16 protein-coding genes are annotated in these 23,776 nt (G+C 65.8%); 6 read left to right on the forward strand and 10 right to left on the reverse strand.

Going from position 1 to position 23,776, the window contains the following annotated elements:
- Positions 1–135: 135 nt before the first annotated feature.
- Both V3328_RS16265 and V3328_RS16270 read right to left on the reverse strand, forming a co-directional pair.
- The gene (locus tag V3328_RS16265) at positions 136–1,356 is read right to left on the reverse strand and encodes a winged helix-turn-helix domain-containing protein (RefSeq protein ID WP_340330738.1); all 1,221 of its coding nucleotides are present in this window, start codon (positions 1,354–1,356) and stop codon (positions 136–138) included.
- An 84-nt stretch (positions 1,357–1,440) separates the two neighbouring features.
- Entirely contained in the window at positions 1,441–2,673 is a 1,233-nt protein-coding gene (locus V3328_RS16270) for a benzoate/H(+) symporter BenE family transporter (protein ID WP_378759056.1), read from the reverse strand.
- A 74-nt stretch (positions 2,674–2,747) separates the two neighbouring features.
- On the opposite strand from V3328_RS16270, the gene V3328_RS16275 reads away from it, so the two are divergent.
- On the forward strand, positions 2,748–4,004 hold the full coding sequence (locus V3328_RS16275) for a glycosyltransferase (RefSeq protein WP_340330740.1): 1,257 nt from the start codon (positions 2,748–2,750) through the stop codon (positions 4,002–4,004).
- Positions 4,005–4,058: 54 nt separating this feature from the next.
- Here the strand turns inward: V3328_RS16275 and V3328_RS16280 are convergent, their stop codons facing one another.
- From V3328_RS16280 to V3328_RS16310, 7 genes are all read right to left on the reverse strand, one after another.
- Positions 4,059–5,360 (reverse strand): NAD(P)/FAD-dependent oxidoreductase, encoded by a 1,302-nt coding sequence (locus V3328_RS16280; protein WP_340330741.1) that lies wholly within the window; start codon positions 5,358–5,360, stop codon positions 4,059–4,061.
- A gap of 86 nt (positions 5,361–5,446) precedes the next feature.
- Positions 5,447–6,556 carry a mandelate racemase/muconate lactonizing enzyme family protein gene (locus V3328_RS16285; RefSeq protein ID WP_340330742.1) on the reverse strand — a complete coding sequence of 370 codons (1,110 nt, stop codon included), beginning with the start codon at positions 6,554–6,556 and terminating at the stop codon, positions 5,447–5,449.
- Positions 6,553–7,716 carry an iron-containing alcohol dehydrogenase gene (locus V3328_RS16290; RefSeq protein ID WP_340330743.1) on the reverse strand — a complete coding sequence of 388 codons (1,164 nt, stop codon included), beginning with the start codon at positions 7,714–7,716 and terminating at the stop codon, positions 6,553–6,555. Before V3328_RS16290 ends, V3328_RS16285 begins: the two co-directional genes overlap by 4 nt.
- 199 nt (positions 7,717–7,915) lie before the next feature.
- Positions 7,916–10,006, reverse strand: coding sequence for a dipeptide ABC transporter ATP-binding protein (locus V3328_RS16295; protein WP_340330744.1), 2,091 nt, complete (start codon positions 10,004–10,006; stop codon positions 7,916–7,918).
- A 14-nt stretch (positions 10,007–10,020) separates the two neighbouring features.
- On the reverse strand, positions 10,021–11,046 hold the full coding sequence (locus V3328_RS16300) for an ABC transporter permease (protein WP_340330745.1): 1,026 nt from the start codon (positions 11,044–11,046) through the stop codon (positions 10,021–10,023).
- Positions 11,047–11,060: 14 nt separating this feature from the next.
- Positions 11,061–12,011, reverse strand: coding sequence for an ABC transporter permease (locus V3328_RS16305; RefSeq protein ID WP_340330746.1), 951 nt, complete (start codon positions 12,009–12,011; stop codon positions 11,061–11,063).
- A 122-nt stretch (positions 12,012–12,133) separates the two neighbouring features.
- The gene (locus tag V3328_RS16310) at positions 12,134–13,822 is read right to left on the reverse strand and encodes an ABC transporter substrate-binding protein (protein ID WP_340330747.1); all 1,689 of its coding nucleotides are present in this window, start codon (positions 13,820–13,822) and stop codon (positions 12,134–12,136) included.
- A gap of 374 nt (positions 13,823–14,196) precedes the next feature.
- Here V3328_RS16310 and V3328_RS16315 point away from each other — a divergent pair, with 374 nt between their 5' ends.
- The 3 genes from V3328_RS16315 (at position 14,197) to V3328_RS16325 (ending at position 19,620) form a co-directional block, all read left to right on the forward strand.
- Positions 14,197–15,789, forward strand: coding sequence for a trimethylamine methyltransferase family protein (locus V3328_RS16315; RefSeq protein ID WP_340330748.1), 1,593 nt, complete (start codon positions 14,197–14,199; stop codon positions 15,787–15,789).
- Between the two features lie 11 nt (positions 15,790–15,800).
- Positions 15,801–17,102, forward strand: a complete 1,302-nt coding sequence (locus V3328_RS16320) for a M24 family metallopeptidase (protein WP_340330749.1) — start codon at positions 15,801–15,803, stop codon at positions 17,100–17,102.
- A gap of 85 nt (positions 17,103–17,187) precedes the next feature.
- Positions 17,188–19,620 carry a GcvT family protein gene (locus V3328_RS16325; RefSeq protein WP_340330750.1) on the forward strand — a complete coding sequence of 811 codons (2,433 nt, stop codon included), beginning with the start codon at positions 17,188–17,190 and terminating at the stop codon, positions 19,618–19,620.
- A gap of 21 nt (positions 19,621–19,641) precedes the next feature.
- On the opposite strand, the gene V3328_RS16330 is transcribed toward V3328_RS16325, so the two are convergent.
- Positions 19,642–21,414: a hypothetical protein gene (locus V3328_RS16330; protein WP_340330751.1), complete on the reverse strand. Its 1,773-nt coding sequence runs from the start codon at positions 21,412–21,414 to the stop codon at positions 19,642–19,644.
- A gap of 416 nt (positions 21,415–21,830) precedes the next feature.
- On the opposite strand from V3328_RS16330, the gene V3328_RS16335 reads away from it, so the two are divergent.
- Both V3328_RS16335 and bmt read left to right on the forward strand, forming a co-directional pair.
- Complete coding sequence (locus tag V3328_RS16335; RefSeq protein ID WP_340330752.1) at positions 21,831–22,664, forward strand: MBL fold metallo-hydrolase; 834 nt, start codon at positions 21,831–21,833, stop codon at positions 22,662–22,664.
- Between the two features lie 107 nt (positions 22,665–22,771).
- Positions 22,772–23,776 carry a betaine--homocysteine S-methyltransferase gene (gene bmt / locus V3328_RS16340; RefSeq protein ID WP_340330753.1) on the forward strand — a complete coding sequence of 335 codons (1,005 nt, stop codon included), beginning with the start codon at positions 22,772–22,774 and terminating at the stop codon, positions 23,774–23,776.

The raw sequence follows: 23,776 nt of genomic DNA on the forward strand, positions 1-23,776 counted from the left end.
GGTTCACACCTTCGTGCGACGCCGGTGACCGGCGTGTCTGCAGTGTCCATGGCGAGCCGTTGCGGCTTCACCGTGTCCGCGGCATGGAAGCTGGCTGTGACCTGGCGTTCGCCGCGGCAGGCCGCCGCGGGAGGCTCACCCGACGGCGGCGGCCAGAGCCGGGGCAAGATCGCCGGTCTTGTCCACCCGGATGCCGTCGAGTTCGAGCCACCGCGCCATCAGCTGCAGTTCGCCGGCAAGTGCGCCCGCAACGCGATCGGGATCCACCCCATCCTCGGCGTGCGCGGTGTTGACGCGAAGCACACCGGCAGCACGGTCAGCTTTCAGGCAGACGCGGCCGGCCAGTTCGTGGTCCAGCAGGAACGGCAGCACGTAGTAGCCGTGCACCCGCTTCTCCGCCGGGGTGTAGATTTCCAGCCTGTAGCGGAAACCGAACAGCCGTTCCGCCCGGTCGCGTTCCCAGACGAGTGAATCGAAAGGCGACATGAGTGCGCAGGCTTCCACCTTTCTGGGCGTGCGGGCATCGGGCGCAAGATAGGCCGGCTGTTTCCAGCCCTTCACCTCGACGGGCAGCAGATCACCCGCCTCGACCAGTTCCGCGATCCTGTCCGCCGTTCCGGACGCCGGCAGGCGAAAGTAGTCTCGCAGGTCGCGCTCGGTGGCGATGCCGAGCGAACCGGCTGCCACGCGCAGCAGCGTCCGGTGCGCCTCGTGCTCGTCGGGTGTCGGCATGGCGACGATCTCCGGCGGCAGCACGCGTTCGGTCAGGTCGTACAGGCGCTCGAAGTTGCGGCGGGTCGCCGTCGTCACCAGGCCGGCCCAGAACAGCCACTCCATCGCGACCTTGCCGTCGCTCCAGCCCCACCAGCCTCCCTCGCCCTTGCCGCTTCCCGAAAGCTCCGACGCGCCCATCGGGCCGTGCGCCTCTATCTCCTTCAGGGCGGCCTCGATGAAGTCCCGGCGTTCGCGCCCGAACCGGGCCAGGCCCTTGTAGATCCCCTCGCCCTTGCGCGCCCGCTCCATGCGCCAGCGCATCGCCGGCTGCAGCCGGATCGGTATCAGGGACGCCTCGTGCCCCCAATACTCGAAGTAGCGTTTGCGCCGGTAGGCCTGGCGGTCGAGCAGGTCGCGACGGTAGGGGCCGAGCCTGGCGAAAAACGGCAGGTAGTGCGACCTCGTCAGCACGTTGACGGAGTCGATCTGCACGAGGCCGACCCGGTCGAAGACCCTGTCGATGTGGCGCGCGGCGATCTCGGCGGTCGGCCTGCGGTCGGCGAAGCCCTGCGCGGCCAGCGCGATGCGGCGGGCCCTCTTCGGCGTCAGGCTGTCGACGGGTTTCGGATCGGGTCGCGGCATCTTGCTGTCGTCATCCTGGAAGGTCTGTCGGTGCCAACATAAGGCGCTCCTCCGCCCCGCCCACCCGAAACGCCGGTGCTGCGCTCACGAGGTGCCGGCGCCCCGGCGCCAACGCGACAGAAGCAGGATCGCGGCGCCCGCGATCAGCCCCCAGAACGCCGCACCGATCCCATAGAAGCTCAGGCCCGACGCCGCCACGACGAAGGTGACGACGGCGGCATCGCGGTCGCCGGCAGCCTGCATCGCGCCGAGCAGCGAGCTTGCCAGCACGCCCATCAGGGCAAGGCCCGCGACCGCCTGGATCAACAGTGGCGGCGATGCCGCGATCAGGACCGTCGCAAACGTCGCGGCGAAGCCGAAGAAGACATAGAAGATCCCCGAGGCAAGCGCTGCGAGCCAGCGTCGGTGCGGATCGGGATCGGCGTCGGGACCGGCGCATATGGCGGCCGTGATCGCCGCGTAGTTGATCGCATGGCCGCCGAACGGCGCGCCCAGCACGGTGCCGATGCCGGTCGTCAGGAACGTCTCGCGGACGTGAGGCTTGTAGCCGTAGGCCTGCAGCACGGCGATGCCGGGGATGTTCTGCGACGCCATCGTCACGATGAACAGCGGGATGGCGATCGAGACGACCGCACCCCAGGTGAACACCGGCATGACGAACACCGGGTGCGGCAGAAGTTCGCCTGGCGACGCAACCGGCAGGTCCGTGGTCGCAACGATGATGGCCGTCGTCGCGGCGACGGCAGCCGGCATCGCATAGAGCCGCGCAAACCGCAGCATCACCACCCAGATCGCGATCACTGGCAGGACGTATTGCGGCACCACGCCGATCGCCTCGACCGGGGCGAGGCAAAGCTGCATGACGATGCCCGCCAGCATGGCGTTGGCGAGCGACGTGGGTATCGACGAGACGATCTCGCGAAACGGCCGCACCACGGCCGCCACGATGATCAGGACTCCGGTTAGCAGGAAGGCGCCGACGGCGGCCGGAAATCCGCCGTCGACCATACCCGTGGAGATCAGCAGCGCGGCGCCGGGGGTCGACCACGCGATCGAGATCGGCACCCGCGTGCGCACGCTGAGGATGATCGCCGACACCCCCATCAGGAGCGAAAGCGCCATCAGCCCGGAGGCGACCTCGCCGCTGCTCGCCCCGACCTCCTTCAGGGCCTGGACGATGACGGGAAACGAACTGCCGAAGCCGACCACGGCGGCAACGATACCGGCTCCGATCGCCGCAATGGAAGGACGCGGGCGTATGGACGCTTCGGACATGGCGGCTTTCGATGGAACGGCCTGAAGAATCGCCGCAGTCATACTACGCCCTCGCCCGCGCGCAACCATCGATGATCGTTCACGGAACCCGCGTCGGAATCTGATAGGTTCTCCGCGTGCACGTTCACCTGCTCACGCTCGGTTCACGCGGCGACGTCCAGCCCTATGTCGCGCTCGGCGCCACACTGCTGGCGCGCGGCCACAAAGTGACCGTGACCACGGGCCGGGGCTTCGACGAGCTGATCGAGGACTCGGGCCTTGTTTCCGCTCCGATTTCGATGGACGTACGCTCGATGCTCGGCGAACCCGTGGTGCGCGAGGCGCTCGATAGCCTCTCCGGCAAGGTCCGGGCCTTCCGGGCCATGAAGGCCGAGACGCTGCGGCAGATTGACGAGACCTGCGACCGGATCGTCGAGACGGATGCCGACGTCCTGGTGTTTCACCAGAAGATGGGCGTCGCGCCGACCGTCGCGGCGAAGCTCGGAGTGCCGGCGGTCGCGTCTTTCCTCCTCCCCGGCATGGTCGCGACGTCGGCATTTCCCTTTCCGCTGATCCCTGCGGCGAGCCTCGGCGCCATCGGCAACCGTCTCAGCCACCGGCTGATCGGATCGCTGATCGACCTGTCCTACACCCCGCTGCTCAGGCGATGGCACCGCCACCGGTACGGTGACACGGACGGGTTGCTGCAGCCGTTCGATGGCTACGATCCGGCGGGACGACCACCTTTGCGCCTGCACGCCTTCAGCCGTCACATCGTGCCGCGCCCCGAGGACTGGGATAGGCGCGACAAGGTCACGGGCTACTGGTTCGAAGCCGCGAAAGCCTCCTGGGCCTCTCCCGCCGGTCTGGAACGGTTTCTGGGCAGCGGTCCGCCGCCCGTCTATGTCGGATTCGGCTCGATGCCGAGCGCCGACTCGTCCCGGCTGACCGGAATCGTGGTCGAAGCGCTGCAGCGCGCCGGAATGCGCGGGCTCCTTGCCACCAACTGGGGCTCGCTCGAGTCCACCAGCACACCCGACACGGTGCACATCATTGAGACCGCCCCGCACTCCTGGCTGTTTCCCCGTTGCGCGGCCGTCGTCCACCACGGCGGCGCGGGAACCACACACGAGGGTCTGCGCTGGGGCCGGCCTACGGTGGTCTGCCCCGTAGGCGTCGACCAGCCGTTCTGGGGCCGCCGCGTCGCCAAACTGGGCGTTGGACCGCAGCCGATCCCGCTGAAGAAACTGACGCCAGATAGCCTCGCCGTGGCGCTGAGACAGACCAAAGACCGGAAAATGGACGAGCGTGCCGCAAGGCTCGGCGAGGAGATCCGAACCGAGGGCGGCACGGAGGTCGCCGCCGACCTCGTCGAGGCGTGGATTGCCCGATAGGCCCGCGCAACCTGTTCGGTCCTGGTGGGAACTCCCTTCGCGCGCGGCGCCGGTTCAGCCCAGTACGGAAAAGCTCGATTCCGGATTTATGGTCCTGAGACGGGAATAGAAGCCGATATTGGTCGTCCGGCCGATATGCTTGAGCGAGAACTGGACCGGATCGGCGTCGTGGTCGTGGCCGGCTTCGACCTTCTCGATCAGGTCGGCCATCATGGCGCCCGCAACGCCGGCGTTCTTGAACTGATTGCCGCTCGAGCCGCAGGCCATGTAGAAGCCCGGAACGCAGGATTTGTCATAGATCGGTATCCAGTCGTCCGTGACGTCGTAGAGCTCGGTGACGCCCTTCATCTGGCTCGGGATGCCCAGGTTCCTGATGCGTTGGGCCGCGCGCAGCGCCTGGACCCGCCATTGCTCCGAGAAGTTCCGGTCCCAGTCGTCGGGATCGACCCATTCGCGCGGATCGCAGGGCGGATCCTCGGAGCCTATCAGGACGAAACCGCCCTTTTCCGGGCGGGTGTAGCACGCGATATCGGAATCCGACGTCACCATGCCGATCTCGTCGTAGTCGGCGACCGGCATCGGCACGTGCACCACCTCCTGCTTCAGTGCGCGCGTCCTGATCTTCATGTCGTCCGTCGCGCCGGCGAGTTCGTTGACCTTGTAGGAATGGGGGCCGGCGACGTTCACGACGACCCGAGTGGAGATCTTCGTCCCGTCGTCGAGCGTCACCCCGGCTACGCGGCCACCTTCGTCCTTGTCGATCTCGACCACGCGTTTCCTGAAAAGGAACTCGCCGCCTGCGGCCTCGGCGGCGCGCTGCAGGTTATGGGCGGAAAGCTGCGGGTCCGTGATGTAGCCCGCATACGGGAAATAGACGCCGCCGGGCAGTTCCTCTCCGGTCGGCTCTCCGAAGCCCTCGTCGTCCGGACGCTTCGGCGGATAGTAGAGCCGGGTGTCGAAGTAGGGCAGCTTCCCCCGGACGGCGGATGCGTCGAGATCCTCGTACGGAATTCCCAGCGCGTCCATGTGCGACTTGACGTTCGACAGGAAGTCGTTCGCCGCGGTCTTCATGACGACACAGCCGGTCTGGCGGAATTCGGCCAGCCCGCGCTCGTCGTCGCAGCCGAGATAGTCGGACCAGTTCTTCCAGTAGTAGAACCCTTCGTAGGCGAAGGCGGAGCCCTCGAGGGTGGAATAGTGCGTGCGGATGATCGCGCATGAGCCCGCCGTCGAGCCGTAACCGGCGGCCGGCGCCATGTCGACATTGAGGGTCTTCAGGCCCTTGCGCGCCATCTCCAGTCCCACCGCCGCGCCGATCACGCCGGCGCCGATGATCACTGCATCGCAGGTCTTCACGTCTCAGTCCCTCCCACCGTCCAGCAAATCAGATGTCATTCCGGGCTTTTTCCCGACATCCATGATACGTGCCGGTCCGCGCCGCGCTATCCAATCCGCGTCGCCTCCAGCCGCGCTTCGTCCAGTGCCACGCCAAATCCCGGGCGGTCCGGCAGGACCAGTTCCCCTTCCGCATTCACGTCGACCGGCGCCGCCAGCAGGAAATCGCGCCGCTCCAGCGACCATTGCGGCGGATCGAACGGGAACTCGATGAACGGGGCGCAACCGACGCCCGCCGTCAGATGGGCGTTCGCCACGAGACCGAGCCCGTTGGTCCAGGTATGCGGGGTGAAGACGATGCCGTGCTCCTCCGCCAGGACGGCGATCCGGCGCAGGCCGGTGATGCCGCCGACGAGCGCGGCGTCGGGCTGGACGACGTCGACGGCGCCTTCGGTGATCAGGTCCCGGAACTCGTAGAGCTCGCGCGTCATCTCGCCTGCAGCGATGCGGACATCGACGCTGTCGCGCAACCTGCGCATCCCCTCGCGATCGCCGCGATGCAGCGGCTCTTCCATCCAGAAGATGGACAGGCGCTCCAGCTCGCGGGCGACCTCGATCGCATCCTTCAGTTTCCACGGCGGCGCCGTGTCCCAGGGCATGCGCCAGCCCTGGTTGCAGTCGACCATCAGCATCAGCCGGTCGCCGACCCTGTCGCGGACTGCTTCAAGCGCCCCGATGTCGTCGCGCCAGTCGTCCCGATGAAAACGGATCTTCATGGCCTTGAATCCGCGCCCGGTGAACTCTTCCGCGAGTTCGGCCAGTTGCCGAGGATCGCGCAACATCCCCGACGATGCATAGGTGGGAACCCGGTCGCCGCGGCCGCCGAGCAGCTTCCAGACCGGCAGGCCGGCGATCTTGCCGGCCAGATCCCAGAGCGCCAGGTCGAGCGGCCAGCAGCGGCCGTAGTGGAACGAGATGTTGTCGAGGACGCGGAAATGGCGTTCTAGCCGGAGCGGATCCTCGCCGACGAACAGATGCTCATGGCCGTCGAAGCCAAGCATCAGGTCCCCGGACCCGATGCCCGTCAGGCCCTCGTCGGTGGTGACGCGCACGACCGTCGCATCGAACGAGGTGCGCGAACGCGTGTCCCAGCTGGCTCGAAACGGCGGGTCGAGTGGCAGCCGGTGCTGCGTTATGTCGATTCGGGTGATCTTCATGCGGCTGCGGGGATCTGGCCGGCCCGGCGAAGCACGGCCCCGGCGAGCGCCTGGATGTCGTCGGCAGTCGCCGGCCTCGCAGTCGCGTTCAGCATGGCGGCGTTTTCCGGCGCGGCCATTCGAGCAGCCAGAACCTGCACATCGAGCGGCTGCGGCAGGCTTCGGTCGAAGCCGACCCGGTCGAGCAAGGCGGAGAAGGCGTCTGGCAGTTTCTCGGGCGCAGGACCGAGGCCGAATGCCTCCGCGACGCGCGTGAACGCCTCCCGGTTTCCTTCGATGACCCAGGGCAGCGTCGCCTCCATTGCCAGCGCCACCGCGCGGCCGTGATGGACCGGCATAAGACTGCCGAGCGCGTGGCCGATATTGTGGGCAAGGGCGGTCCCGGCATTGTCGATCGCCACACCTGCCATCGTCGCAGCCATCAGCATGTTCGTCCGCGCTTCGATGTCGCCGGGATTGACGACTGCGCGCGGCAGATACCGCACGGCCAAATCGATGGAGGTCCTGGCATGGAGATCGTTTGCGGGATTTGCGCTCCTGTTGGTCGCCGCCTCGATGGCGTGGACCAGCGCGTCCAGGCCGGTCGCCGCGGTCAGGACCGCCGGGAGGCCCACCGTCAATTCTGGATCGAGGATGACGAGATCCGGCTTCAGTGGATCCCCCCAGAACCAGTACTTCGTCTTGTCCGGCCCGGTCAGGACCGAAACCGCGGTCGCCTCCGAGCCCGTGCCCGCCGTCGTGGGAATGCAGATAGAACGGACGCTGCGGGCAGGAAGGGGGGCTGCGGCCAGCCGATACGTTTCGACCGTCCGGTCGGCGACGGCCGCGACGGCGATCATCTTGGCGGCGTCGAGGGCCGACCCGCCGCCGAGCCCGACGACGACCTGCACGCCTGTATCCCCGGCCAGTGCCGCGCCGGCGGTCACATGCGCTTCCTGGGGATCGGCCGTGAAGCCGTCGAAGACCGTCACGCGGTGGCCGGCGCCAGCCAATGCCTGCAGGGCGCGGCTGGTGATTCCCGACGCTGCAAGACCCGGATCGGCGACCAGCAGGATGCTGGCCCCCTCGCCGACGAGACCGGTCACGTCGGCGCCGACATGCCCGCACCGCCCCGGTCCGACGGCAATGGACGGCGTTCGCGACAGTACGAATCCTGTCATCTGGGCGGCCTTGGTCTAGAGGACGGAGACGCCGCTGTACGAGCACGGGTGGTTTGCGCGGCCAGCAGCGTGCCGGAACCGTGTGGGCCGGTCCCGGCGTTCGCGATTGCCGGCAGGATAAGCAGCTCAGCCACCATTTCCGGGACAGGATCGCGACAGGATGTAGCGGAAAATGCGACGGAGCGCCCGCGGGCGCCCCTCAGGCCGGCTCCGGTTCCCCCTTCTCCGCCACCTTGATCACCGGTTCCATGTCGTTGAGCGTCTGCTCGTCGAGATGGCAGAATATGTAGTGACCGTCCGCCATCCTGCGGTTGGGCGGCAGGCGCGTCTCGCACAGCCCCTTGATCACGTATGGACAGCGGGTCGAGAACGGACACCCTTTCGGCGGATTGGAGGCCGAGGGGATCTCGCCGGTCAGCACGACCTTGCGCTTCTCGACATGCGTGTCGGCGATCGGAACGGCAGACAGCAGCGCCTCGGTGTATGGATGGTAGGGCGGCGCGAATATCTGCTCCGTCGTGCCCTGCTCCATGATCTGCCCGAGATACATCACCACGATCCGGTCGGCGAGGTAGCGCACCACCGACAGATCGTGGCTGATGAACAGCAGCGTCGTGCGATGGTCGCGCTGGATGTCCATCAGAAGCTCGGTGACGGCCGCCTGCACCGACACGTCGAGCGCGGAGACCGGCTCGTCGGCGATGACGACCTCCGGGTTTCCCGCGAATGCCCGGGCGATGCCGACACGCTGCTTCTGTCCCCCGGAGAGCTGGCGCGGCCGGCGTTTGGCGAAGTCGCGCGGCAGCTTGACGATATCGAGCAGTTCGAACACCCGGTCCTGGATCTTCTTCTTGTCGGTCTCCACCCCGAACTTCCTGATGACGCGGGCGATCTGGCCCCCGATCGAGTGGCTCGGATTGAGCGTGTCGAACGGGTTCTGGAAGATCATCTGCAGTTTCGCGATGGTCTTGGCATCGCGTCTTTCGACCGGCAGGTTGGCGAGGTCGAGGTTGCCGAGAATGACCTCCCCTTCGGTCGCCCCCTCCAGTCCCATCAGGACCTTGGCGAAGGTCGACTTTCCGCAACCGGATTCGCCCACGATCGCCACCGTCTCGGCCTCCCTGGCCTGGAACGTCAGCTCCTCGTTCGCCTTCACCGTCTTCGTTTCACCGCCGCCAAACGCGAAAAATGCCGCGTCCTCGATTTCGTAGTGCTTGGTCATGTCCTCGACCCGGAGGACCACGTCGCCGGGCTCGACGGGCGGCCGTTCGTCGGCCTTGGGCTTGGTGGCTTCCCAGTCGATCTCGTCCCAGCGCACGCAGCGCACGAAATGCTCCGCGCCGGTGTCGACCTTCTCCATCGGTATTAGGCCGAGATCGCAGCGCCCGCCTTGGAAGAACTGGCAGCGCGGACCGAAATAGCAGCCGGTCGGGCGCTGATGCGGCAGCGGCAACTGGCCGGGAATGGCGACCAGCGGATGAGTGTTCTTGTCGGCTCCCGGTAGCGGAATCGAGGCGAAAAGACCGCGCGTATAGGGATGGCGCATGTTGTTGAAGACGGTCTCGATGTCGCCGACCTCCACCGCCTCGCCCGAATACATCACGGTGATGCGGTCGCAGGTTTCCAGGATCAGGCCCAGATTGTGCGAGATGTAGATCATCGACGTGCCGAACTTCGCCGAGATCTCCTTGATGAGATCCACGATGCCGGCCTCGACCGTCACGTCCAGCGCGGTCGTCGGCTCGTCGAGCAGCAGCAGCGACGGGTTCGACAGCAGCGCCATGGCGATGACGACACGCTGCTGCTGGCCGCCGGAGATCTGGTGCGGATAGGAGTCCATGATCCGGGCGGGTTCGGGCAGGTTGACGTTGCCGAGCATTTCCGCGGCGCGCCTCAGCGCCTCCTTGCTCGAGGCGCCGTCGTGATAGATCGGCACCTCGGCAAGCTGCTCGCCGATCTTCATGGCCGGATTGAGCGACGCCATCGGCTCCTGGTAGACCATGGCGATCTTCGAACCGCGAAGGCTGCGCAGTTCGCTCTCGCTCATCGTGCGCATGTCGCGACCGTTGAACAGCAGCTCGCCGCCGACGATCCGGCCGTTCTGGCCGAGATACTGCATGATCGCGAGTGCCACCGTAGACTTCCCGCACCCGGATTCCCCGACGATGCCGTGCGCCTCGCCGGGCATCAGTTTCAGGTTGAAGTCGACGACCGCGGGTATTTCACCGGCACGGGTGAAATAGGAGATCGACAGGTTGCGGCATTCCAGTACGGGTGTCTGTTCGGCCATCTTCCCAGTTCCCCTCAATCCCGCAGACTCATCTCGCGCAGTCCGTCCGCCATCAGATTGAAGCCAAGGATCAGCGACGACACGGACAGGGCCGGGATGATCAGCATGTAGGAGAACTTGAAGATCATCGCGGTGTTCGCGGCCTCCTTGATCATGAGGCCCCAATCGGGATCGGGGGGCTGCAGGCCGAGGCCGAGGAACGTCAGGGTGGTGATCGCGACGGTCGTATAGCCGAGCCGGAGGCAGGCATCGACGATGATCGGCCCACGGACGTTCGGCAGCAGTTCGATCACCATGATCCAGATCGGGTGCTCGCCGCGCGTCTGGGCCGCGTAGACGTAGTCGCGTGACTTGATGTCGAGCGCCAGCCCGCGAACGATACGCATGATGGCCGGCGCCGACGCGAAGGTGACGGCGATGACGATGTTGAAACCGGACTGCCCGAGATAGTTCAGGATCAGGATGAACAGCACCATCACCGGGAACGACAGGAGGACGTTGGCCAGGAACGAGATGATCTCGTCCCACCAGCCTCCGAGATAGCCGGCGATCAGCCCGAATGCCGTACCGACCACGTAGGCGACCAGCGTCGCCGTGACACCCCATACGATCACCCTCTGGCAGCCCCAGATCGCGCGGGACAGCATGTCGCGGCCTTTGAAGTCGGTGCCGAGCCAGAAGAAGATCCCGTTCTTTTCCGTGAACGGCAGGGTGAACGGCGCGATCGGCTGGTTGGGATCGATGAGCGGAAGATAGGGCGCCGAAACCGCCATCAGCATCCAGAAGAACACCATCGTGGCGCCGATGACGGCGATCTTCGATTCCCACCACGCACGCATCGCCAGCACGTAGAGGATGAGGGTCGCCGGCACTGCCGGCACGAGGAGGATGTCGCGGGACGGCCCGATCAGGTGACCGAACATCACGTAGGTCACCAGCGGCACCCACATCAGCAGGATCAGGACCACCAGCGGCCGCGGCCGCGACAGGCGGGCAAGCACGGACGGTGTGGGGATCGGGGCTTCTGCAGCAGCGCTCATGTCCGGTCTCCCCCTCAGCTGAACCGGATGCGCGGGTTCAGCAGCGTGTACCCGACGTCCGAAATGATCTGCGAGAAAACGGCGATGAAGACGGCCACGAGCGTTGCGGCCTGAATGACGTAGATGTCGCCGAACAGCGCCGCATCGAGCAACAACCGGCCAAAGCCGTTGTACTGGAAGAACACCTCGACCACCACAACGCCTGACAGCAGCCAGTTGAGTTGCAGCACGATGACCGTGAACGGCGCGATGAGGGCGTTGCGCAACGCGTGGCGCATGATGACGCGCCGATACGGGATCCCCTTGAGGATCGCCGTGCGGATGTATTGCGAGATCATGACCTCGGCCATCGACGCCCGCGTCATGCGCGCCACATAGCCGAAGTCGTAGAGTACGAGCGTGGCGACGGGAAGCACCAGCTGGGTCCAGTCGAACCCTTGCGTCATCGCCGATTTCGTCGGCAACCAGCCGAGGCCGAGCGCGAAGACGACCGTCAGGAAGATCGCGGTGGCGATCTCGGGAATCGAGGTGGTCAGCACCGATATGAAGGAGACGGTTCGGTCCTGTACGGAGCCCTCCTTCATCCCCGCCACGACCCCCGTCGTCAGGGCGATGGGAATCATCAGGGCGAAGACCCAGAAGCCGAGGATGCCCGTCGCAACCAAGCGTTCGGCCAGCAGCGGTCCGACCGCGGTGTTCTTCTCGAAGGAAAAGCCGAAGTCGCCGCGAAGAACGTCACCCACCCAGTCGACGTAGCGGACATAGAACGGGACGTTGAGCCCCTTGGACGTGAGCCAGTTCTCGTATTCCTGTTCGGTAAGCGCCTGGACGCCGAATCCGCCCAGCTCGTTGACGGCGATCTGTTTTTTGAACTTGTCGCTGTCGAATACGATGAACAGGATCAGCGAAACCACCGCCATGATCAGAACCATCTGACCCAGGCGGCGGAGTAATAGCTTCGCCATTGTCTGCCGTCCCCTCCTTATTCCGCTGCGCCGTGGCCCGGACCAATTCCCTGGACGGCATGCGGTATTACGGCAGTACGGCCGCGCACGTCAGGGGACGTGCGCGGCCTGCAAGCTGAGGATCAGCTGTCGACCCAGACCTTGTTGAACTGATGGTACTGGGTGGGGTGCGGCGGGTAGCCGTGGACGCGGGTCGCCGCAATCGTGAAGACCGGCCGCCAGACCGGCTGCACCATGACGGCTGCGTCCTGCAGGATCTTCTCGACCTTCTCCATCTTCTGCCGGCGCGCTTCCACGTCGAGCGTGGCCTCCGCGTCATCGAGCGCGGCGTCAAACTCCGGATCGGCGAAAGCCGTCTCGTTCCACGGCACGCCGGTGCGATAGCCGAGCGACAGCACCATGGTGCCGAGCGGACGATGGGTCCAGGCGGTAATCCCGAAGGGAGTGGAGTCCCAGATCTCCCAGTACTTCGAAGCCGGGATGACGTTGATGTTCAGCCTGATGCCGGCGTCCTTGAGCTGGTCGCGCATGATTTCGCAGACGGTCTGGTGCCACGGGCCGTCCGTATTGCCGCAATCGATGGTCAGCTCGATCCCGTCGGGGTATCCGGCTTCGGCAAGCAGCTTCTTCGCACCCTCGACGTCGCGCTTCAGTGCCGGCAATTCGTAGTACTCGGGGTGGATCGGCGAAACGTGGTGGTTCTCGCCGATATCGCCGCGACCCTGGAAGACCAGATCCCGGTACACAGAATTGTCGCACGCCATGACGACGGCCTTGCGAAGCTTCTCGTTGTCGAAGGGCTTTTCGGTGACGCGCATGCGCGCACAGACCGTCTGGGCGGTCCGCGCCTCGATGATCTCGCCCTCGACCGCTTCGGCAAGTTCGTACTGTTCGATGCCGAATTCGTAGATCGCATCGACGTCTCCCGACGCGAATGCGGTCAGCTGGTTGTCTTCGTCGAAATTGTAGTAGTGGATCTCGTCGAGGAAGACCTCGCCGCCCCAGTACTCGAACGGCTTGCCGTCGGTGGTCTCGGTGACCCGCTTCAGTTCGCAGCGCTCGCCGACCTTGAGGTTGGTGAGCGTGTAGGCGCCGGTGCCGATCGGGTTGTCGGAAAGCGGCGGCTTGAAGCTGCGATGCACGATTGCGGTGGGATAGTTGTAAAGGTCTTCCGGCACCGACAGGACGGGCTTGGAAAGATTCATCCGGAGCGTGAGGTCGTCGACCTTTTCCAGCGATCCGGGGATCATCACCTTCTGGCCATCCTTCTCTTCGACCATCGAGGCGAAGGTGGAGAGGCCTATGTTGGAGGAGCCGACTTCCGGATCCATCCACCGGGTCATGTTGAAGATGATGTCGTCGACGGTAAGGTCGTCGCCATTGTGCCATTTGATGCCGGGGCGAAGCTTGAACGTCCAGGTCCGCAGGTCGTCCGAAGCCTCCCAGCTCTCCGCCAGCATCGGCTGCGTGACGTTGTCGGGCGTGGTGAAGGTCAGGTGCTCGAGCATGTGGCGGGTCTGGTTGGACATCTCGACCCACGAATAGGTGGCGGGATCTTCCATCTTCTGGACCTGCATGGCGACGCGCAGCGTGCCGCCCGACTTGGCATTGTCGTCGGCCTGCGGGAACGGCAGGTCCGCCTGCTGGGCGAAGGAGGGCTTGACCCCAGCCATCGCATATGCCGCACCTGCCGAGACGCCCAGAAGCGCTGCGAGACGGACGAACTCGCGCCGGTCCATGCGGCCTTTTTCCATTAGATCCTTCGCCTCATGCACCATCGGGTGCATGCGAGGCTTGTCACTTTTCGTCATCGTCAAACTACCTCCCGTTACGGCAAGACCGCGACTCGATGGACCGTGCCCCCGCTGTGAATGCTTCTTGTGCGGGTGCATCTCCACTCGAAATCCGGGCCAAGCGTGGCTGATCCTCAGTCAAGGCTGCGTCACCCTAACATGCAGCCCCGGACACTCCGCAATACCGAGAAGACAATAAATGCTTCAATTACGACCTGTCTCGCCGGTTCCGCGACCTCACGTTCGAGTCGCATCGGGAACTGCTTGGCTAATCAGGATTTTCGCGGCAGCGTATCTTTGCGGCAAGCGGTTGCCGCTGGCGTTCGCGCGCCTGTCGAGGGGTCATGCAACCTGCATCCGGGACTATTCGCGACATCGGGGAGCTTGCTGACATGTGTGCCGCACCGGCCGCGGAAACCGGCCTTCAGGTCCAGACCACCACGGCACGCCGGGACGGCGGCCGCGGCGGGCGCGCCGGCCGCTCCGCACGCGAGGGCCACGCGATCGCGCAGAAGCCGTTCCGACAGCCGCGACGGCCATATTCCTTCACCGAAGCGGTCAGCGCCGACGGGCTGGAGGCGATTCACGACGCCTCGATGCGGATCCTGGAAGAGATCGGGATCGACGTTCTGCACGAGGAGGTGAAGGACATCTTCCGCAAGGCCGGCGCAGAGGTGGATCCCGGTTCGGACCGCGTGCGCATGGATCGCGGCCTGATCGCCGAAGCGATTGCGACCTGTCCCGCCGAATTCACGATGCACGCCCGCAATCCGGCTCACAACGTCCATTTCGGTGGCAACTCTGTGGCCTTTGCGCAGATGGCCAGCGCCCCCAACTGTTCCGACATGGACAGAGGCCGGAGACCGGGCAATCAGCAGGATTTCCGGGATCTCGTGAAGCTCGGCCAGGTCTTCAACATCATCCACCTGAGCGGCGGCTACCCGGTCGAGCCGGTCGACCTGCACGCCTCGATCCGCCATCTGGAGTGCCTGCGCGATTTCGCGACGCTCACCGACAAGATCTTCCACGTCTATTCGCTGGGGAAGGAACGCAACCGCGACGGCATCGAGATCGCCCGCATCGCGCGCGGGGTCTCCCACGACCAGTTGGAGCGGGAACCGTCGGTCCTCTCGATCATCAACTCCTCGTCGCCGCTGAGGCTCGACACCCCCATGATGCAGGGCATCATCGAAATGTCGCGGCGCAACCAGGTGATCGTGATGACGCCGTTCACGCTGGCCGGCGCGATGGCGCCCGTGACGATCGCCGGTGCGCTCGCTCAGCAGAATGCCGAGGCGCTTGCCGGAATCGCGTTGACGCAGCTCGTGCGCCCCGGCGCGCCGGTCGTCTACGGCGGATTCACCTCGAACGTCGACATGAAGTCGGGAGCGCCGGCCTTCGGAACGCCGGAATACATGAAGGCCGCCATCGTCGGCGGCCAGCTGGCACGCCGATACAACCTGCCCTATCGCACGTCCAACACCTGCGCAGCCAACACGGTAGACGCACAGGCCGCCTACGAATCCGTCTTCTCGCTTTGGGGCGCGATCATGGGCGGCGGCAATTTCATCAAGCATTCGGCCGGCTGGATGGAGGGCGGCCTGACCTGTTCCTTCGAGAAGTTCATCCTCGATGTCGATCTGCTGCAGATGGTTGCCGAGTTCCTCAACCCGCTCGTCGTCGACGACAGCACGCTGGCGCTCGACGCGATCCGCGACGTCGGTCCGGGGGGACATTTCTTCGGCACCGCGCATACGCAGGAGCGCTATCGCGACGCCTTCTATGCGCCGCTGATCTCCGACTGGCGTAATTTCGAGACCTGGAGCGAGGCCGGCTCACCCACCGCCTACCAGAAGGCGAACCGGCTCTGGAAGGAGGCCCTCGCCCAGTACGAGCAGCCGCCGCTCGATCCCGCCATCGCCGAGGAGCTCGACGATTTCGTCGAGCGCCGAAAGGCCGAAGGCGGCGCGCCGACGGACTTCTAGGGACCGCTCCGATGGTGGACGTCCATACGCCGAAGATCCATCCCCACCGACGGCCCGAAGTCGTGGTGGAGACTCTCGATCCGGGCCGGGTGGGGAACCCCGCCATTGCCGAGTGGGAAGCGGCCGGCCTCGATGCCCCGGCAATGGACGTTCTGCGGCAGTACCGGCTGGCACGTATCCGTCAGCAGCTCGTCGAGCGGGATTTCGGCGGCGCCCTCCTCTACGACCCGCTCAACATCCGCTATGCCACGGACACCTCGAACATGCAGGTCTGGTGCCTGCACAACGCGGTGCGCTACCTGTTCGTGGCGACCGAGGGGCCGACGGTCCTGTTCGACTTCCACGGCTGCGGACATCTGTCGGCGGACTTCCCGACCGTCACCGAGACGCGGCCCGGCATCTCCTGGTTCTATTTCGGTGCGGGCGAAGACGAGCGCGAGCGCGCCGCACAGTGGGCCACCGAACTGGCGGACCTGATGCGCGCCCACGGTGGTGGCAACAGGCGACTAGCCGTCGACAAGTGCGACCAGCTCGGCATCGCCGCCCTGGTCGCCGAGGGCCTGGAACCGCATTCGAGCCAGTCCTTCGTCGAGGAAGCGCGCAAGATCAAGCATCCGGAGGAAATCCGGGCGATGCGCCGCGCGATCCACGCCTGCGAAGCCGGCATGACGGCGATGTGGCGGTCGCTGGAACCAGGCATGACCGAGAACCAGCTCTGGTCGATCCTGCACCGCGAGAACATCGCCCGCGGCGGCGAATGGATCGAGACCCGCCTGCTGGCCAGCGGCCCCCGCACCAATCCGTGGTTCCAGGAATGCTCCGACCGGGTCATCGAGGCCGGTGACGTCGTTTCCTTCGATACCGACCTGATCGGCCCGTACGGATACTGCTGCGACATCTCCCGCGCCTGGGTCGCCGGCTCGAACCGGCCGTCGAACGCGCAGGCGGTGCTGCACGCGGTGGCGACGGAGCAGATCGCGTTCAACATGGACCTGCTGAAGCCGGGCATGGGCTTCCGGGAGTTCGCCGAGAAGAGCTATCGGCTCTCCGACGACTACATGCCCAACCGCTACAGCTGCGTCGTCCACGGCGTCGGACTGTGCGACGAATACCCCAGCGTCGCCTACCCGCAGGACACGAAGAAGGGCGGCTACGACGGCGTGTTCGAGCCGGGCATGTGCGTCTGCTTCGAAAGCTATGTCGGTGCGGTCGGCGGCAGCGAAGGCGTGAAGCTGGAGAACCAGGCCTTTATCACCGAAACCGGGATCGAGGTGCTGGACCGCTTCCCGATGGACCTGGTGCCCGAGGTATGATGGTGCGCGAAGCGGTCTTCCGCCGCCGTCGTCATTCCCGACGGCCAGAGCAAGCGCGAATGCAATCAAGAAGGAACAAGAGCCGATGAAAAGCCACGCACAGGCCGTCGTGATCGGCGGCGGCGTCGTCGGATGCAGCGTTCTCTACCACCTGACCAAGGCGGGCTGGAAGGACGTCGTGCTGATCGAACGCTCGGAGCTCACCTCGGGCTCAACATGGCACGCGGCCGGCGGCTTCCACACCCTGAACGGCGACCCCAACGTCGCCAAGCTGCAGGCCTACACGATCGGCCTGTACAAGGAGATCGAGGAGATCTCCGGCCAGTCCTGCGGCCTGCACCTGACGGGCGGACTTCAGCTCGCCGGCACGGCCGAGCGGATGGAATGGCTGAAGATGGCCAAGGCGCGCGGCCGCTATCTCGGCATGGACCTCGATATCATCACGCCCGCCGAGGCGAAGGAACTGCTGCCGCTGATCGACGAAAGCCACTTCGTCGGCGCGCTCTGGGATCCGATCGAGGGCCACCTGGACCCGTCCGGCACCACGCACGCCTACGCCAAGTCGGCGCGGATCGGCGGCGCCGAGATCGTGCTGCGCAACCGGGTGACCGAGCTCGTCCAGAACGAGGACGGTACCTGGCAGGTCGTCACCGAGCAGGGGACGATCCATGCCGAACACGTGGTCAACGCCGGCGGCCTGTGGGCCCGCGAAGTCGGTCGCATGGTCGGCCTGGAGCTGCCGGTACTGGCGATGGAGCACATGTACGTGCTGACCGAGGACATGCCGGAGGTTGCGGAGATCAACCGGACCACCGGCAAGGAGGTGGTCCACGCCATCGATTTCGAGGGCGAGATCTACATCCGCCAGGAGCGCGGCGGCATGCTGATGGGCACCTACGAGAAGGCCTGCCGTCCCTGGTCGCCGCGCCAGGCTCCCTGGAGCTTCGGCCAGGAACTGCTGGTGCCGGATCTCGACCGCATCGCCCCGTCGCTGGAGGTCGGCTTCTCGCATTTCCCCGCCTTCGAGCGGGCCGGCATCAAGCAGATCATCAACGGGCCCTTCACCTTCGCGCCGGACGGCAACCCGCTGGTCGGCCCGGTGCAGGGCCTGCGGAACTTCTGGTGCGCCTGCGCGGTGATGGCCGGCTTCAGCCAGGGCGGCGGTGTCGGTCTTGCGCTGTCCAACTGGATGGTCGACGGCGATCCCGGTTTCGACGTCTGGGCGATGGATGTCTCCCGCTTCGGCGGCTGGGCGACGCTTGCCTATACGAATGCCAAGGTGAAGGAGAACTATTCCCGCCGCTTCTCGATCCGCTTCCCGAACGAGGAGCTGCCCGCCGCACGACCGATCCAGACCACCCCGCTCTACGACAGGATGGTCGCGCAGGGCGCGGTTATGGGCGACTCGTGGGGCCTCGAGACGCCGCTCTGGTTCGCCCCGGAAGGAGTGGAGCCGAAGGACATCGTCTCTTTCCGCCGATCCAACGACTTCCCGCACGTGAAAGCCGAGGTTCTGGCGGTGCGGGAACGCGTCGGCGTCACCGAGATCGCCAACTTCGCCAAGTACGAGATCACCGGCCCGGGCGCCGAAGCCTGGCTTTCGCGGCTGATGACCAACAGGATGCCGCGGACCGGCCGCATCGTGCTCACCCCGATGCTGAACGAGGCCGGCAAGCTGATCGGCGACTTCACCATCGCCAAGGTAGCCGACGACAGGTTCTACATGTTCGGCTCCAGCCAGGCGCAGGTCTACCACATGCGCTGGTTCGAGCGGCACCTGCCAGCCGACGGGTCGGTGCGGATCGAGGCCCTTGGCATGAAGCTGGTCGGCCTGTCGATCGCCGGGCCGAAGGCGCGCGACGTGCTCGCAAGGCTGACCGACGAGGATGTCTCCGCGAAGGCGTTTCCGTTCATGGCATTCCGCGAGATGGACCTTGCCGCCGTCCCCGCCAAGGTCGGGCGCATCACCTATACCGGCGATCTCGGCTACGAGATCTGGGTGTCGCCGGAGTACGAGCGGCGCCTCTACCAGAAGATCATGGAGGCGGGCGAGGAGTTCGGCATCGTCAACTTCGGCATGCGCGCCCTCCTGTCGATGCGGCTCGAGAAGAACTTTCCGACCTGGTATCGGGAACTCCGGCCGATCTACGGTCCGTTCGAAGCGGGCCTCGACCGCTTCGTCGACCTGTCGAAGAACGACTTCATCGGTCTGGAAGCAGCGTCGCGGGAGAACGCCGACGGGCCCAGGCTCAAGCGGGTCACCTTCGTCGTCGACGCAGACGATGCCGACGTGATCGGCGACGAGCCGATCTGGCACGATGGCGAGGTGGTGGGTTGGGTCACATCAGGCGGCTATGCCCACTATGTCGATGCCTCGCTGGCGCAGGGTTACGTGCCGGCGAAACTGGCCAATGGCGGCGGCGGCGCGTTCGAGATAGAGATCATCGGCGAGCGCCGCCCGGTGACCGTCCAGCACGAGCCGCTGTTCGATCCGGAGGGACTGCGAATGCGGGGATGAGCCCCGGCGCAGTCGTTCGCGTCACTCGAAGACCGAAAGCTCCATCTCCTGGTGCCAGATGACGCAGTCGCAGAGTGTCTGCACGAGCACGTTGTTGGGATAGCGTTGCAGCGTCTCGAGCGGCTGGGAGAGAAGCCCGTCGATCGCCTCCCAGTCGAGCCGCCTGTTCAGCTCCGGCATCGCGCGTGTCTCCGGCAGGTAGGTCTCCAGGAACGCCCAGCGCCGGTATGTGTTGCGCAGCGCCATATCCACCTGGCTTGCATCGTATCCGGCGAGCCTGGGGTCGGGCCGCGCGCGAAACGAAACAGGGCTCCCGTTCGCCGGCGGGATCTGCCTCTTCTCGGGCGCGTTGTCGAACATCCTGGGAGTCTGCGCCGTGATCGGCGGCTTTTGCAGCGCGATGCGCAGGTCGTCGCTCGCAAACAGCGAGGCGTCCCACTGATCGGCAGCCATGGGCAGGCCGGCCACTTCGTCGCCGCCGACGAGGCGGATCAGGTCCAGATTGACCTTGCCCTTGGCACGCGCAACGCGGTCGACCCTCAGCGCGCAGTGTTGCAACTGCACGTCGTACAACAGGTCGACATAATTCCGGTTCTGCGACTGCAGCCTCGAATTGACCCCGAAATGCGAGCGCAGCCGCCCGAAATTGTAGTAGTGCAACGGCGCATCCGCCGGCCGCACCCCGGCCTTCTCGAATTCGCCGAGGCGCGATCCGAGGAGGCCCCGCAACCATTCGATCCCGTACGGGGTGAAGAACCGCAACAGGCCCATCTGGCCCAGTCTCGTAAGGTATTGCTCGGGCAGGCTCCGATAGGTCGGCTCTTCGCCTTGAATGAGGAAGCGCTTTGCATCCGGCGACGACCCGGCGATTTCGCCGTAGCCCCCGTGCAGTTGCGCTATGTCGGCGTAAGGGGGCGTTATCGACCATCCGTACTTGGGTCCCACTCCCATGGATACGAACGTCTCGAACCGCATCCTCTCGATCGCCGACATGTTCCGGCGATGATCCCATGGAATTCCCTGGACCCGGCCCAGACCGTACGTCTCGCCGAATAGGGCCGCGCAGTGGCCGTCCGGATGAGGATGGTCGAACAGCGTCCGGTAGTCCCAGCGCGGCCGCGGAACCCGCGACACAACGGCCGCCAGGACGATCCTGCTGTCCATGCCGCCGGTGAGGTCGAAGAAGACGTCGCGCTCCTCGAATGTTCTGGCGACGATCTCGACGCGGTTGCGGAGCCGATCGGCCGCCCGGGCCAGGCTGTCGTCGTAGGAAACGTCATTTTCCGCGCCGGCGGGATCGAGACCGCGGTCGAGAACCTCCAGCTTCGTGCCGCCCCCGAGCGTTTGGCCGGGCCCGACAATGTGGATTTCCTCGTACGGGCTTCCGACGTCGTAGGCCGAGCCGAGCGCGAAATCGCCCAGGTACGGCAAGACCGTCCTGGTCAGCTCTCCGCCCGCCACCGTGACGATGGCGTTGATGTAGTGGATATTGTTGGAGACGGCGAAGGCGCTGCCCTGGCGCCAGACGAAACACGGATAGGCGCCGAGCGGGTCGAACTGGACCAGGAATTCGCTTCTGTCTCGATCTATCGAGACGAGGCAAAAACTTCCGACGGGTTCCTCGGGATCGGATCGCACCGTTTCCTTCAGTTCGCGAAGAAGCCCGCCATCGACTCCATGAAACTTCGAGACGAACCTGTCCTTGAAGAATGCGGTGCCGTCCAGAGAGAACACCTTGTTGCCGTCAGATGCGCATGCGCCCTTGACGTATGCCCGGAAAGTCCTCTGCTCCAAGATCTCGAATTCGGGAGGATCGCTGATTCTGACGGCGTTCATCCCGCGGATTAGTGCATCGCTATCCTGTATTTCGACGTTGGAGATCAGAAATTCCACAGATTGGCCTCTTGGATGCTCGCCAGTGGGTCGCCGGGCTCCCGAGGTCCTGGCCGCTCGGCGACTGCGGGTAAGTGTCATGCCGGTGCTGAGCTTGTCCAGCGACGCTGGGCCGCCCGGCCACTCACAGGCGCCGGCAAGTCCGTCGGTCCGGCGGCGTCCGAGAGGACCGAATTCGGGCGCCCGCGCCTCGACGCCGGTTGCTCCGCCTCACACTTGACGCTCCGTTGTCACGCAGGGAAAAGTCGCTCCGCAACCGGGCTCAAGTACCCGGACGCGCCGCCGCCCGATCCCTGCCCTCATGTCGAGGAGATGCGATGTTCGCGCCGATGTGCACCACCTGCGGGACCGAATTTCCGCCGGCGGAGACCCCGCCTGCGGACTGCCCGATCTGCGTGGACGACCGGCAGTACGTGAATCCGCACGGCCAGAGCTGGACAAGCCTCGATCGGCTCGCACAGTCGCACCGAAACAGCTTCCGGCAGGAGGAGGCCGGCCTGATCGGCATCGGCGTCGAACCGCACTTTGCCATCGGCCAGCGCGCATTGCTGGTCTGCACGCCGGCGGGAAACGTGCTGTGGGACTGTGTTTCGCTGATCGACGACGCGACCCGCACGATCATCGACGCGCTCGGCGGCCTCCACGCAATCGCGATCTCCCATCCCCACTACTACTCGGCGATGGTCACCTGGAGCGAGGCGTTCGGCGGCGTGCCGATCCACCTGCACGAGGACGACCGGCAATGGGTCGTGCGACCGAGCGATCGCATCGACTACTGGAGCGGCGGCACGAAAGAACTGCTGCCGGGACTGGTCGCCATTCGCACCGGCGGCCATTTCGCTGGCGGCACGGTTCTGCACTGGGCCGACGGGGCGGAGGGAAAAGGGGCCCTGCTGGTCGGCGACATTCTGCAGGTCACGCCCGACCGCCGGCACGTTTCGTTCATGCGCAGCTATCCGAACTACATTCCGCTGTCGCCCGCGGTCGTCGAGCGGATCGTTTCGCGGATGGCGCCGTTTTCTTACGACCGTATCTACGGCGCCTTCTGGGACAAGATCATCGCCTGCGACGCCAGACAGGCGGTCGAGTCGTCGGCCAGCCGGTACGTCGACGCCGTCACCGGCAACGGTCCGGCCGATGCGGAACCCTAGGCCGGACGCCACCGTGTCGACCCGAGGATGACCGATGCCGCGGGTGGGCTACCGCCCACGCGTCAGGACTGATAGTTGGCGCCGGTCAACCGATCAGGAGATCGCCCGTGCTGCTCGAACTGCTCGCCGAACGCGGCACGCTGCTGGCCGACGGCGCGACCGGGACCAACTATTTCGACCGCGGCCTGATGTCCGGCGACGCGCCGGAACTGTGGAACGTGCAGACGGCCGAACGCGTCGCGGAACTGCACCGCGAGTTCATCGAATCCGGCGCCGATATCGTTCTGACGAACTCGTTCGGGGCCAACCGTCGCCGTCTCCGGTTGCATGCGGCGGACGAAAAGGCGCGCGAGATCAATCGGCGTGCGGCGGAAATCGCCCGCTGGATCGCCGATCGCTCCGGCCGGCGCATCGTCGTCGCCGGCTCCATGGGTCCGACCGGCGACCTCCTCGAGCCGCTTGGGGAACTGTCCTATGCGGAGGCTGTCGAGGCCTTCGCCGAGCAGGCGGAGGGGCTGAAGGCCGGCGGGGCCGATGTGCTTTGGATCGAGACCATGTCGGCTCCCGACGAAATCCGCGCCGCTGCGGAGGGGGCGGCCCGGACCGGCCTGCCCTTCGTCTTCACCGCCAGCTTCGACACCGCCGGCCGAACGATGATGGGCGTGCCTCCGGGCGACCTGCCCGACATCGCCGCGCAGATGCCTTCACGGCCTGCGGGCTACGGCGCCAATTGCGGCGTCGGCGCGCCCGACCTCCTGCTGGCGATCCTCGAGATGTCGGCAAAGTCGCCGGACGCCGTGCTGATCGCCAAGGGCAACTGCGGAATTCCGCAGTTTCACGGCGAGCACATCCACTACTCCGGCACGCCGGAGCTGATGGCCGACTATGCCAGGTTGGCCGTGGACTGCGGCGCACGGATCGTCGGCGGGTGCTGCGGCACCACGCCCCGGCACATTGCCGCGATGCGTGCTGCTCTCGACGATCATGTGCCGGGCCCGCGCCCGGATGTCGACGGGATCGTCGGCCGCCTCGGCCCGCTCATCATGAAGCAGGCGACCGACCGAGGCGACGATGACCGGCCCCGTCGCGGCCGGCGGCGCGGCCGCGGCTGA

Source organism: Microbaculum marinum, from assembly GCF_037855135.1.
Taxonomy (GTDB): domain Bacteria; phylum Pseudomonadota; class Alphaproteobacteria; order Rhizobiales; family Tepidamorphaceae; genus Microbaculum; species Microbaculum marinum.

What these genes read in the sequence shown, in the direction of transcription:
- V3328_RS16265 (WP_340330738.1), bottom strand. Translation starts at nt 1,356, where the DNA reads ATGCCGCGACCCGATCCGAAACCCGTCGACAGCCTGACGCCGAAGAGG.
- V3328_RS16270 (WP_378759056.1), bottom strand. Translation starts at nt 2,673, where the DNA reads ATGACTGCGGCGATTCTTCAGGCCGTTCCATCGAAAGCCGCCATGTCC.
- V3328_RS16285 (WP_340330742.1), bottom strand. Translation starts at nt 6,556, where the DNA reads ATGAAGATCACCCGAATCGACATAACGCAGCACCGGCTGCCACTCGAC.
- V3328_RS16290 (WP_340330743.1), bottom strand. Translation starts at nt 7,716, where the DNA reads ATGACAGGATTCGTACTGTCGCGAACGCCGTCCATTGCCGTCGGACCG.
- V3328_RS16295 (WP_340330744.1), bottom strand. Translation starts at nt 10,006, where the DNA reads ATGGCCGAACAGACACCCGTACTGGAATGCCGCAACCTGTCGATCTCC.
- V3328_RS16300 (WP_340330745.1), bottom strand. Translation starts at nt 11,046, where the DNA reads ATGAGCGCTGCTGCAGAAGCCCCGATCCCCACACCGTCCGTGCTTGCC.
- V3328_RS16305 (WP_340330746.1), bottom strand. Translation starts at nt 12,011, where the DNA reads ATGGCGAAGCTATTACTCCGCCGCCTGGGTCAGATGGTTCTGATCATG.
- V3328_RS16310 (WP_340330747.1), bottom strand. Translation starts at nt 13,822, where the DNA reads ATGACGAAAAGTGACAAGCCTCGCATGCACCCGATGGTGCATGAGGCG.
- V3328_RS16315 (WP_340330748.1), top strand. Translation starts at nt 14,197, where the DNA reads ATGTGTGCCGCACCGGCCGCGGAAACCGGCCTTCAGGTCCAGACCACC.
- V3328_RS16320 (WP_340330749.1), top strand. Translation starts at nt 15,801, where the DNA reads ATGGTGGACGTCCATACGCCGAAGATCCATCCCCACCGACGGCCCGAA.
- V3328_RS16325 (WP_340330750.1), top strand. Translation starts at nt 17,188, where the DNA reads ATGAAAAGCCACGCACAGGCCGTCGTGATCGGCGGCGGCGTCGTCGGA.
- V3328_RS16335 (WP_340330752.1), top strand. Translation starts at nt 21,831, where the DNA reads ATGTTCGCGCCGATGTGCACCACCTGCGGGACCGAATTTCCGCCGGCG.